We start from the raw sequence: 12554 nt of genomic DNA on the forward strand, positions 1-12554 counted from the left end.
CGAACCTTGATATGATTGCATTATTTTTGAACATCAAGTTCGTCGTTTATAATTAAATCACGAGTCATATTCTGATGAATAGAGGTAGGTCAGTATGGGTGGTATAAGTATTTGGCAATTGCTCATCATTGCCGTCATTGTCGTACTGTTGTTTGGTACTAATAAACTTCGTACCTTGGGTTCGGACTTGGGTGAATCCATAAAGGGCTTTAAAAAGGCAATGAGTGATGATGAAAAGTCACAGCAGCCGGAGAAAATGAGTCAGGATGCCGAGTTTGAAACTAAAAACCTGACTGAAAAGTCCACGGTTGCGCAATCTGAAAAATCAGAGAGTAAAAGTAAAGACAAAGAGCAGGTATAAACCGTGTTTGACATTGGTTTTAGTGAGCTACTGTTAGTGATGATCATTGGCTTGGTTGTTTTGGGGCCGGAGCGTTTGCCTATCGCGGTCAAAACAGTGGCTGGATGGATTCGCGTATTGCGCTCGCTGGCAGCTAACGTTCAGAATGAACTTGCTCAAGAACTAAAATTGCAAGAGCTTCAGGACACACTGAAAAAAATGGAAGAAAAAGCTGACCTGCAATCACTTTCGCCAGAACTGAAAGCCTCAATGGAGGAGTTGAAGGAAGCGGCTGAATCATTGAAAAATACCTATCAGTTGAAACCGGATGAAATGAGGGAGTTGGAGGAAGACGAAACGCATTTTCATTCTTCTGGGTCCCAATCGAGCACAATACCAGAGCAGCAGAAAAGAAAACTTCCTGAACAAGCAAATGGCGAACACTGAAACATGTCTGTGGATAATACCCAACCTCTTATCAGTCATCTGATTGAACTGCGTAAGCGGATTTTAAATAGTCTAATTACCGTGCTGGTAGTATTTCTGGCATTAGTTTATTTTTCCAATGACATTTATCGGCTTATTGCAGCGCCTTTAATGGAGCAATTACCTAAAGGCGCCAATATGATTGCAACGGATGTTGCATCACCTTTCTTTACCCCAATTAAACTGACCATTATGGTGTCTATCTTTGTTTCGGCACCGATGATCCTTTATCAAGTATGGGCATTTATTGCACCGGCATTGTATAAACACGAACGCCGTTTGATTATGCCCCTGCTGTTTTCCAGTAGCATATTATTTTATCTGGGAATGGCATTCGCCTATTTTGTCGTTTTTCCCATAGCATTTGGTTTCTTTATCAATACGGTGCCAGCTGGGGTCGTAATATCGACGGATATCAGCAATTATTTAAGCTTTGTCATGGCGCTATTTATGGCTTTTGGGGTTTCATTCGAAATCCCTATTGCCATTATTTTGCTGTGTTGGAGTGGGGTTGTGACGCCAGAATCACTAAAGAGAAAACGTCCTTATATTTTAGTTGGGGCGTTTGTGGTTGGGATGTTGTTAACACCACCTGATGTTTTCTCCCAGACTCTGCTGGCTGTTCCCATGTATTTGCTATTTGAACTGGGAATTGTACTTTCGCAGTTCTATGTTGGTAAATGGGGACGGCGTAATTTTATCAACCCAGAAGATAAAGCAGACAGTGATATTGGTGACAATTTTAAAAAATAATCTGATACCAGACATTCATAATTATCGTGAACTGATTGATGGTGTTAATATCATTATCATGAAACGATGACGACTAACCCAGCGCTTTGTCGCTGGGTTTTACATTAGGAGAACCATATGAGCTATGTATTTCCGGGGGTATTTCCCGGTCGTCGTATGCGCCGTGTGCGCCGTCATGATTTTTCCCGCCGCTTAGTTGCTGAAAATCAACTTACTGTTAATGATCTGATTTATCCTGTATTTGTTATGGAAGGAACAAATCAGCGTCAGGAAGTGCCTTCAATGCCAGGAGTGTATCGTCTGACAATCGATCTTTTGCTGAAAGAAGCAGAAGAGATTGCCCGACTGGGTATTCCTGTTTTGTCCCTGTTTCCAGCCATTGAAGCGGATAAGAAATCGCTGGATGCGAAAGAAGCTTATAATCCAGATGGCTTGATCCAGCGTGCTGTTCGTGCCCTGAAAGATGCTGTTCCTGAATTGGGGCTGTTGACGGATGTAGCGCTCGATCCATTTACTACCCATGGTCAAGATGGTGTTATTGATCAGGATGGCTATGTTATCAATGATGTGACCAAAGATATTCTGGTGAAGCAAGCATTATCCCATGCTGAAGCTGGGGCTGAGATTGTCGCACCAAGTGATATGATGGATGGCCGTATTGGTGCTATTCGCGATCAGCTTGAGATGGGGGGGTATGTGAATACCCAAATCATGGCTTATTCTGCCAAATATGCCTCTTGTTACTATGGGCCATTTAGAGATGCGATTGGTACCAGCGGTAACTTGAAAGGTGGCAATAAGATGACCTATCAAATGGATCCTGCAAACAGTGATGAAGCCTTGCAGGAAATTGCACAGGATTTACAGGAAGGTGCAGATAGCGTTATGGTTAAACCTGGTATGCCATATTTGGATGTGATTCGCCGGGTAAAAGATACTTTCGGTGTGCCAACATTTGCCTATCAGGTTTCGGGTGAATATGCCATGCATATGGCGGCCATTCAAAATGGTTGGTTGAAAGAGCAGCCCGTGATTATGGAATCATTATTATGCTTCAAACGAGCGGGAGCAGATGGCGTTCTGACCTATTTTGCCAAGCGTGTAGCGCAGTGGTTACATGAACAAAAATATTGATTATTGTAATAGCCAGGGGATATTAAAGACGGGCAATTTTGCCCGTTTATTGATTAAATTTTGATGAAATATTTATTATCTAAAACTTTAGAAACTTCTTTGTTGAGAATATTTAGCAAGAGAATGGAACGGGCTTCCCCATCCGGTTCGTTGTAAATTGCCTGAATTCCTTCGAAAATTCCCTCGGTGATCAGGACAGTATCACCCGTATTTGGGGTTTCTGGTGCAATATATTCTTGCTCAGTAACAGACATTAATTCATCAATTAATGTTTGTGGAATAATGGTAGGGTAAGTGCTGAATCGAACGAAATGATTTACACCACGTGTTGAGTTAACTGTCGTAGTATGAATAACTTCAGGATCAAAATGAACAAACAGGTAATTGGGAAACAGTGGTTCAGTAACGGTGGTTCGTTTACCTCGGATGATTTTTTCAATTTTGGCTGTAGGTGTTAAGCAAGTTACGTTTTGTCGCTCTAAATTCTCTATTGCTCGAGAGATTTGCCCACGTTTACAGTAAAGAAGATACCAATTTCCCATAATATTTAGACTCCATTGCGTAGAATGTCTAGCATAACAAAACCAGTACTATAGGGTCATCAGTAAAAATACACGTTACTTAAAGTGTAAGCCGTATTTTTTTATATTCTATTGTGCCTATTTCTAGCAAAAATTTATGTATTAATTATTACACTAAATTCATTGTGTTTTAGCAGGTTATGAGTTTTCCTTGTAACCCTCATGGGAGGGATTATAATGGCTTTCCCTCCTTGAAAATCGGCATGAATGAACACTATGAAATATCGCGATCTAAGAGACTTTCTTTCCTTGTTAGAACAATCAGGTGAATTAAAACGAATTCGTATGGAAGTTGATCCATACCTGGAAATGACTGAAATCGCAGATCGTACTCTTCGTGCCGGTGGTCCCGCCTTATTATTTGAAAACCCTAAGGGATATTCGATGCCTGTCTTGTGCAACTTATTTGGCACACCTAAGCGTGTTGCCATGGGTATGGGGCAGGATGATGTTAAGGCACTGCATGATGTTGGGAAGCTATTAGCTTTCCTTAAAGAGCCTGAGCCGCCAAAAGGCTTTCGTGATTTGGTCGATAAACTGCCTAAGTTCAAACAGGTCTTGAATATGCCAACTAAACGCCTCAGCTCTGCGCCGTGTCAGGAACAAATTTGGGCAGGAGATGAGGTGGATCTCACCCGTATTCCAGTTATGCATTGTTGGCCAGAAGATGTCGCCCCTTTGATTACCTGGGGGTTGACGGTGACTAAGGGGCCTAATAAAGAGCGCCAGAACTTGGGGATCTACCGCCAACAGGTATTGGGAAAAAACAAACTGATTATGCGCTGGTTATCACATCGTGGCGGTGCGCTTGATTTTCAGGAGTGGTGTCAGGCACATCCAGGAGAACGTTTTCCCGTGTCCGTTGCATTGGGCGCCGATCCTGCCACGATATTGGGAGCGGTTACCCCAATTCCTGATACCTTGTCTGAATATGCGTTTGCTGGATTATTACGGGGACATAAAACGGAAGTTGTTAAATGTATATCTAATGATCTGGAAGTACCGGCCAGTGCTGAAATTATCCTTGAAGGCTATATTGAACCCGGCGAAATGGCTCCAGAAGGTCCATATGGTGATCATACCGGCTATTACAATGAAGTAGATACGTTCCCAGTATTTACGGTAACCCATATTACCCAACGTAGTGATGCTATCTATCATTCTACTTACACTGGGCGTCCACCGGACGAACCTGCGGTGTTAGGGGTTGCGTTGAATGAAGTCTTGGTGCCAATATTGCAAAAACAATTTCCTGAAATTGTGGATTTTTACTTGCCGCCAGAGGGCTGCTCTTATCGACTCGCTATCGTTACAATCAAAAAACAGTATGCAGGCCATGCCAAGCGAGTAATGATGGGAGTTTGGTCATATCTGAGACAATTTATGTACACAAAATTTGTTATCGTTTGTGATGATGATATCAATGCGCGAGATTGGAATGATGTCATCTGGGCGATAACAACGCGAATGGATCCGCAGAGAGATACTGTCTTAATGGAAAATACACCCATTGACTATCTCGATTTTGCATCCCCTATTTCTGGGTTAGGTTCAAAAATGGGATTGGATGCAACGAATAAATGGCCAGGAGAGACACAAAGGGAATGGGGGCGTCCGATAGTGATGAGCGATGAGATTCGGGCCCGTGTCGATGAAGTTTGGGATCAATTAGATATTTTGAAGCGATAAGAGGGAACGCATGACAATATTAAGCTGTAAAGTAACATCGGTTGACTCCATTACAGATACAGTTTATCGGGTTCGTTTATTACCTGATTCGCCTTTTTCTTTCCGTGCGGGGCAATATTTAATGGTGATTATGGATGATAGGGATAAGCGTCCTTTCTCCATGGCATCACCACCATCAGAAAAACAGATCATTGAGTTGCATATTGGTACTTCTGAGCTAAATCTCTATGCGATGGCGGTTATGGATAGAATTCTGGATCAGAAAGTCATTGATATTGATATTCCACATGGCCAGGCCTGGTTTCGTGAAGACAGCAAAAATCCGATGTTATTGATTGCTGGTGGAACAGGATTCTCATATACACGCTCTATCTTATTGTCTGCATTGGAACAAAATCCTAATCGCGAAATTTCCATTTACTGGGGAGGACGAGAGCTGCAACATTTGTATGATTTGGGGGAATTGCAATCATTAAGTGAGCACTATCCTAATTTGACCATTGTACCGGTGGTTGAACAAGTTGATGAACATTGGCGCGGAAGAACGGGCACAGTTCTGAGTGCAGTTTTGGAAGATTTTGGCAGTTTGGCAAACCATGATATCTACATTGCTGGTCGCTTTGAGATGGCTAAAATTGCCCGTGAACGGTTCTGTAGTGAGCGTGATGCATCTATCGAACGCATGTATGGGGATGCATTTGAGTTTATTTGAGCCATTTGCCGATAAAAAATAAGACGCAAAAATAAAAAAACCCGCCCCTGACAGGCGGGAAACTATGGCAACAACTTACTAGAGTGATGCAATAGATAAGACAGACAAGGGAAAAACGTTAATTTTTAAAAGTCATCAATGTTAATCATCAGCTATGCTTTATAGCCAAATTTTCATGACTATACTCTTTCAATAATCGTGGCTATACCCTGGCCTAACCCGATGCACATGGTTGATAGCCCGAACTGAACATCTTTACTTTCCATCAAGTTAAGCAAGGTGGTTGTAATGCGAGTACCAGAGCATCCCAATGGGTGACCAAGAGCAATAGCGCCACCGTTCAGGTTGATTCTGTCATCCATACTATCCAGCAGATTCAACCCCTTTACGCAGGCCAAGGATTGTGCAGCAAATGCTTCGTTCAATTCCATGACGCCAATATCCGTCAGGCTTAAGCCGGCTTTTTTCAAGGCCATTTGTGTGGCCGGCACCGGGCCATAACCCATGATCGAAGGATCACAACCAACCACCGCCATTGAGCGAATACGGGCGCGAGGTTTTAATCCTAACGCTTTAGCTTTGCTTTCGCTCATGATCAGCATGGCAGAGGCGCCATCGGAAAGCGCGGAGGAGTTACCCGCAGTCACACTGCCAGTGACAGGATCAAAAACGGGACGCAGTGCAGCCAACCCTTTGAGATTAGCATCTGTGCGGATCACCTCATCAAAATCGACGAGTTTCATATTCCCATCAGCATCATGTCCATATATAGGAACGATTTCGTTAGCGAAAGCCTTGGATTCAGTCGCTTGTGCTGCCCGTTGATGAGAACGCAGGGCAAACTCATCTTGCATTTCACGACTAATATTGTGCATTTTAGCCAGCATTTCTGCCGTCAATCCCATCACACCTGCTGCCTTAGCAACGTTACGGCTTAATTTGGAATGAAAGTCGACACCGTGTGTCATGGGAACATGTCCCATATGTTCAACACCGCCGACCATAACAACACTGGCATCACCGGTCATGATCATGCGGGCACCGTCGTGCAATGATTGCATTGAAGAACCACAGAGGCGGTTAACGGTTACCGCGGGGACTGAGTGAGGAATGCCCGCCAGTAAAGCAGAATTGCGGGCAATATTGAACCCTTGTTCCAGTGTTTGTTGTACGCATCCCCAAGAGATATCATCAATATCTTCAGGCCTAACGGCAGGATTGCGCTTGAGTATTGACTTCATCAGATGTGCGGAGAGATCTTCGGCACGGACCTGACGGAATACACCACCTTTTGAGCGCCCCATTGGGGTACGGATACCATCAATAATAACTACGTTTTCCATGTTTTCAGACCTCACGCTTTTTCACCTGGATTAATAGCAAGTTCTGCCGGTGCAGGGTAGTAACTTTCATTGCTTTCGGATTTTGCTTTCAGGCCAGCGGGTATGTGATAGAGTGCGCCTAAATCAGCATAACTTTCTGCCATCTTCACATAGGCTGCGGTTCCCATGGTATCCAGGTAACGGAAAACGCCACCATGGAATGGAGGGAAGCCTAAACCATATACCAGTGCCATGTCTGCTTCTGCTGGGCTGGCAATGACACCTTCTTCTAAGCAGCGAACAACTTCGTTAATCATTGGGATCATGGTTCGGGCAATGATCTCTTCACCAGAGAAAGTATGTTTCGGTTTGCTGATGCTTGCCAGTAACTGATCGGTAGTCTCATCCAGCTCTTTTTTTGGTTTACCTTTTTTATCTTGGGTATATTTATAGAAACCAACGCCATTTTTCTGACCATAACGCTGATTTTCAAATAGTACATCAATGGCATCCCGATAATCGCGGCTCATGCGGTCTGGGAAACCTTGAGCCATAACAGCTTGTGCATGGTGAGCAGTATCAATACCGACAACATCGATGAGATATGCAGGACCCATTGGCCAGCCAAATTCTTTTTCCATGATTTTGTCGATTTGGCGGAAATCGCCCCCATCCCGTAGCAACATGCCAAAACCAGCCAGATAAGGGAACAACACGCGGTTTACAAAGAAGCCAGGGCAGTCATTAACAACGATCGGTGTTTTACCCATTTTACTGGCATAGGCGACAACGCTTGCAATAGTCTTCTCTGAAGTTTTTTCTCCACGGATGACTTCAACCAATGGCATACGATGTACTGGGTTGAAGAAATGCATACCACAGAAGTTTTCCGGGCGTTTTAGCGATTTTGCTAATTCAGTGATTGGGATAGTGGAGGTATTGGAAGTCAGAATGCAGTCATCGCTGATATGTGATTCTGTTTCTGCCAAAACCGCAGCTTTAATCTTAGGATTTTCAACTACAGCTTCAACAACAACTTGGGATTGTTCAATACCCGCATAATTCAGGGTTGGTTGGATGGATGCCAGAATTTTGGCCATCTTCATGGCATCTAAACGTCCCCGTTCAAACTGTTTATTCAGCAACTTGGCCGCTTCATTGATACCTAAATCCAGCGCTTTTTGATTAATATCTTTCATCAAGACAGGAATACCCTTGCGCGCTGATTGATAGGCAATCCCTCCCCCCATGATACCAGCACCCAGTACAGTCGCATGTTCAGGGGTTGTAACGGTTTGTAGGTGTTTCTTCGCTAGCCCTTTAACATACTGTTCATTCAGGAAGATGCCGACTGACGCACGAGCGACAGAGGTGTGCGCTAATGATACAAAACTGGCTGATTCCAGTTTTAAGGCTTCATCGCGACCGAGTGTAGCGGCTTTTTCAATGGTTTTTACCGCTGTGATTGGTGCTGGATAATGCGGGCCAGCAACCTTCATTACCATACCTTTTGCTACGGTGAAACTCATGGTACGTTCGATCTCATTGAGAGTCAGAGGCAACAATTTAGGCTGACGGGCGGCTTGCCAATCTAAATCTCCTCGAATGGCTTGTTCCAGAACTGAAACGGCAGAATCAACCAGTTTTTCAGCAGAAACGACGGCATCGACCAAGCCATTTTTCAGCGCTTCTTCAGCACCAATATCTTTTCCTGCGGAGATGATTTCGAGAGCATTATCTGTGCCAATCAAGCGTGGCAGGCGAACAGAACCCCCAAATCCCGGCATAATGCCCAATTTAGTTTCTGGTAATCCAATGCGAAGATCGGGGGATGCGATACGAAAATCTGTTGAAAGTACCAATTCACAGCCACCGCCAAGGGTATAGCCATTGATAGCAGAGATAGTCGGAACCGGAAGATCTTCTATACGGTTAAAGATATTGTTAGCGAGATTCAGTAATTCGTGCAGTTTTTCTGCTGGTGCATTGAATAGCGATAAAAATTCTGTGATATCAGCACCAACAATAAAAGCTTGTTTTTCAGAGCGTAGCAGTAACCCTTTTAGTTTAGTCTCTTGCTCAAGGGTTGCAACGGCTTTATCCAGTGAAGTGACCGTTTTTGTGTCTAATTTATTAATTGCAGCCGGTGCATTGAAAATGAGTTCAGCAATGCCATCTTTTAGCCATTTTACTTGAATAGTTTCACTTAGGTAGAGCATGTCATTCTCCTCAATGAGTGCATACCATCTGGTATGACCAGATGTGGTTGATTGTGATTACTGTGTTAATTTAATGCAAACTGATGATTAATTTTTTGTAGGGCGGATCACAGGTAAGATTTATGGCAGAGAACAATGTATTTTGTTAATGCTTTGAAAAATATAACTATATTAGTTTAGTTGTAGAGAATGCGTTTTTTGCGTGATAGCTCCGACGATAATGAATTGTGGTAATATTTAAGCTCCTGCCAAAAAATCAAAAGGCTAATTAAGATGGAAAAGTTGGCATCTCTGTACCAAGAACATATTAAAACCTTACAAAAACGTGCCCGAGAAATCTTAGAACGAACTCAGTTTGACGCCTTGCTTATTCATTCAGGCGAATCATTACGGGTTTTTCTGGATGACAGCCATTATCCGTTTAAGGTAAATGCACACTTTAAGGCTTGGGTACCTGTGACCAAAGTGCCTAATTGCTGGTTGTGGATTGATGGTGTCAATAAACCTAAGCTCTGGTTTTATTCACCAGTAGACTACTGGCACAGCGTAGAGCCACTACCTAGTGGCTATTGGACTGAAGTCATAGAAATGATTCATTTGGCAAAAGCTGAAGATATCAGTATTAAACTGAATGGATTATCAAAACAGAACACTGCTTATATTGGTGAACAAACGGAGCGTGCTAAATCCTTGGGTATTCTTGAGCACAATATCAACCCAAAAGCTGTCTTGGACTACTTGCATTATCACCGTTCATATAAAACAGATTATGAATTGGCTTGTATGCGTGAGGCCCAGAAAACCGCCGTTAATGGTCATCTGGCAGCCTATGATGCATTTTTGTCTGGTGTGAGCGAATTTGAAATCAATATGTTCTATCTGATGGCAACAGGGCACCGTGATACCGATGTTCCTTATGATAATATTGTTGCCCTGAATGAAAATACGGCTGTTTTGCACTACAACAAATTACAGCAGAGGGTTCCTGCGGAAATACGCAGTTTCTTGATTGATGCGGGAGCGGAATATCATGGTTATGCCGCGGATATCACCAGAACCTATGCAGCAAAACCTCATAACGATTTCGCTTCACTGATAAAGGATTTGAATGAAGAACAACAGGCGCTCATTGGCACAATTAAAACGGGAGTTCGATATACCGACTACCATATTAATATGCATCAACGTATAGCCAGGATACTGAAAAAACATGATATTGTTCATGGGATCAGTGAAGAAGGTATGGTTGAGACAGGATTGACGACGCCATTTTTCCCACATGGACTCGGCCATCCTTTAGGTTTGCAAGTGCATGATGCGGCTGGGTTTATGCAAGATGATGGCGGAACTCATCTGGCAGCACCGGAGAAGCATCCTTATTTGCGCTGCACCCGTATTCTGGAGCCAAGAATGGTTTTGACCATTGAGCCTGGGATCTATTTCATTGAAACATTATTAGCGCAGTGGCGTGAAAGCGAATATCGTCAACATTTTGATTGGAAAAAAATTGAAATGTTGAAACTTTATGGTGGTATTCGTATTGAAGATAACATCGTTATTCACGATGGAAAAATTGAAAATATGACCAGAGAATTACAATTATCGTAATGAAGCCTTATTTAATTCCTGCGGCTTCAGTCAGCTTTACTGAAGAAATAAAAAAGAGTCGTTTCATTACCCTGCTGGAGCATACCAGCGGGGTGGATGAGGCTAAGTTATTTATCCAAAGCATTAAAGAGCAATATCCTGATGCTCGGCATCATTGTTGGGCTTTTGTGGCAGGAGCGCCGGATGATTCCCAACAGTTAGGGTTTTCTGATGATGGCGAACCTACCGGAACCGCTGGCAAGCCGATGATTGCCCAGTTAATCGGAAGTGGTCTGGGGGAAATTACCGCTGTATCTGTTCGCTATTTTGGTGGCATAAAACTTGGTACGGGTGGTTTGGTCAAAGCTTACGGCAATGGGGTACAACAAGCTCTGAAGTTGTTGCAAACCGAATACAAAGTACCGCAGAAGTTATACCAGTTACAGTGTGAATATTCGCATATTTCAATGGTAGAACAGTTGCTCCACCAATTTTCTGGGCAGGTGCTCGCCAGTGATTATGCTGAAAATGTCACGTTGCAAGTCTCGCTGCCAGCTACCCTTGTTGGTGAGATAGGTGATAAATTACGGGACTTGAGCCGTGGTGCTTTGTTTTTAACACCAAAATCATAACTATTCTTCATATCGGATTTCTAAGGAACCAGCCGAATGCATTTTCGCGCCATAACCCGTATTGTTGGACTACTTGTCATTCTTTTTTCTGTCACAATGATTATTCCGGGGCTGGTCGCATTGATCTATCGCGATGGCGCAGGCAGGGCATTTAGCCAGACATTCATCTTTGCTCTCGTCATTGGTTTAATATTGTGGGTACCTAATCGCGAACAAAAATCTGAGCTTAAGCCGAAAGAGGGCTTTTTGATTGTTGTCCTATTTTGGACTGTGTTGGGAAGTGTGGGTGCATTGCCATTCATTTTCTCTGAAAAACCCAATCTTTCAGTCACAGATGCCTTTTTTGAATCATTTTCTGGCTTAACGACCACTGGCGCGACGACACTTGTTGGTCTCGACTCCCTTCCCAAAGCTATTTTGTTCTACCGACAAATGTTGCAATGGTTGGGGGGGATGGGGATTATCGTTTTGGCTGTGGCGATCTTACCTCTGCTTGGTGTGGGGGGAATGCAGCTTTATCGTGCAGAAATGCCAGGGCCGTTAAAAGACAATAAAATGCGTCCTCGTATTGCAGAAACGGCAAAAACGCTTTGGCTGATTTATGTCTTGTTGACCATTGCCTGTGCCCTGGCATTGTGGGCTGCGGGGATGCCGGTGTTCGATGCGATTTCTCATAGCTTTTCTACCATCGCTATTGGTGGATTTTCTACCCATGATGCCAGTATCGGTTTTTTCAATAGCCCAGCCATCAACACGATTATTGCCATTTTCTTATTGATTTCGGGCTGTAATTTTGGTTTGCATTTCGCGGTTCTTTCTGGACGAAGCTTGAACGTGTATTGGCGTGATCCAGAGTTTCGGATGTTCATTACTATCCAGTTGGCACTATTGGCAATCTGTATGCTGATATTATGGCAACATTCCGTTTATGAATCAGTATGGGAAGCGTTGAATCACGCTTTTTTTCAAGTTGTCTCCATGGCGACAACAGCCGGATTTACAACGGACTCTTTTGCCAATTGGCCTCTTTTTCTGCCTTTTCTGCTGCTATGTTCTGCATTTATAGGGGGATGTGCGGGTTCAACGGGAGGCGGTCTCA

General features: G+C 43.4%; 12 protein-coding genes (1 of these 12 only partly in view). 9 read left to right on the forward strand and 3 right to left on the reverse strand.

The window, feature by feature from the left end; genetic code table 11:
* Positions 1-94 precede the first annotated feature (94 nt).
* From tatA to hemB, 4 genes are all read left to right on the forward strand, one after another.
* Entirely contained in the window at positions 95-361 is a 267-nt protein-coding gene (gene tatA, locus WDV74_RS03095; RefSeq protein WP_338884535.1) for a Sec-independent protein translocase subunit TatA, read from the forward strand.
* Positions 362-364: 3 nt separating this feature from the next.
* Positions 365-787 carry a Sec-independent protein translocase protein TatB gene (gene tatB / locus WDV74_RS03100; RefSeq protein ID WP_338884536.1) on the forward strand — a complete coding sequence of 141 codons (423 nt, stop codon included), beginning with the start codon at positions 365-367 and terminating at the stop codon, positions 785-787.
* A gap of 3 nt (positions 788-790) precedes the next feature.
* Positions 791-1579 carry a Sec-independent protein translocase subunit TatC gene (tatC, locus tag WDV74_RS03105; RefSeq protein WP_338884538.1) on the forward strand — a complete coding sequence of 263 codons (789 nt, stop codon included), beginning with the start codon at positions 791-793 and terminating at the stop codon, positions 1577-1579.
* Between the two features lie 117 nt (positions 1580-1696).
* Positions 1697-2713, forward strand: a complete 1017-nt coding sequence (gene hemB, locus WDV74_RS03110) for a porphobilinogen synthase (protein ID WP_338884539.1) — start codon at positions 1697-1699, stop codon at positions 2711-2713.
* A 53-nt stretch (positions 2714-2766) separates the two neighbouring features.
* On the opposite strand, the gene rfaH is transcribed toward hemB, so the two are convergent.
* Positions 2767-3255 (reverse strand): transcription/translation regulatory transformer protein RfaH, encoded by a 489-nt coding sequence (gene rfaH / locus WDV74_RS03115; protein WP_338884541.1) that lies wholly within the window; start codon positions 3253-3255, stop codon positions 2767-2769.
* Between the two features lie 255 nt (positions 3256-3510).
* On the opposite strand from rfaH, the gene ubiD reads away from it, so the two are divergent.
* Together ubiD and fre are read left to right on the forward strand one after the other, a co-directional pair.
* Positions 3511-4983, forward strand: a complete 1473-nt coding sequence (ubiD, locus tag WDV74_RS03120; RefSeq protein ID WP_338884542.1) for a 4-hydroxy-3-polyprenylbenzoate decarboxylase — start codon at positions 3511-3513, stop codon at positions 4981-4983.
* A gap of 10 nt (positions 4984-4993) precedes the next feature.
* Positions 4994-5695 carry an NAD(P)H-flavin reductase gene (gene fre / locus WDV74_RS03125; RefSeq protein ID WP_338884543.1) on the forward strand — a complete coding sequence of 234 codons (702 nt, stop codon included), beginning with the start codon at positions 4994-4996 and terminating at the stop codon, positions 5693-5695.
* Between the two features lie 179 nt (positions 5696-5874).
* Here fre and fadA read toward each other — a convergent pair whose 3' ends face one another.
* Both fadA and fadB read right to left on the reverse strand, forming a co-directional pair.
* A complete protein-coding gene (fadA, locus tag WDV74_RS03130; protein WP_338884544.1) occupies positions 5875-7038 on the reverse strand; it encodes an acetyl-CoA C-acyltransferase FadA in 1164 nt (387 codons plus the stop codon).
* A gap of 11 nt (positions 7039-7049) precedes the next feature.
* Positions 7050-9236, reverse strand: a complete 2187-nt coding sequence (gene fadB, locus WDV74_RS03135; protein ID WP_338884545.1) for a fatty acid oxidation complex subunit alpha FadB — start codon at positions 9234-9236, stop codon at positions 7050-7052.
* A gap of 273 nt (positions 9237-9509) precedes the next feature.
* Between fadB and pepQ the strand changes: the two genes are divergently transcribed.
* The 3 genes in view from pepQ to trkH are tightly spaced (at most 36 nt apart) and all read left to right on the forward strand, a layout consistent with a single transcriptional unit that may run on beyond the window.
* Positions 9510-10844 (forward strand): Xaa-Pro dipeptidase, encoded by a 1335-nt coding sequence (gene pepQ, locus WDV74_RS03140; RefSeq protein ID WP_338884546.1) that lies wholly within the window; start codon positions 9510-9512, stop codon positions 10842-10844.
* Entirely contained in the window at positions 10844-11455 is a 612-nt protein-coding gene (locus WDV74_RS03145) for an IMPACT family protein (RefSeq protein WP_338884548.1), read from the forward strand. Before pepQ ends, WDV74_RS03145 begins: the two co-directional genes overlap by 1 nt.
* A gap of 36 nt (positions 11456-11491) precedes the next feature.
* Positions 11492-12554: the 5' portion of a Trk system potassium transporter TrkH gene (gene trkH / locus WDV74_RS03150; protein WP_338884550.1), read on the forward strand. The gene runs 389 nt beyond the window's last position; 1063 of the gene's 1452 nt are visible here — the first part of the coding sequence; its start codon is at positions 11492-11494; its stop codon lies beyond the right edge, outside the window.

The sequence above is a fragment of the Xenorhabdus sp. TH1 genome, from assembly GCF_037260955.1.
Classification (GTDB): domain Bacteria; phylum Pseudomonadota; class Gammaproteobacteria; order Enterobacterales; family Enterobacteriaceae; genus Xenorhabdus; species Xenorhabdus griffiniae.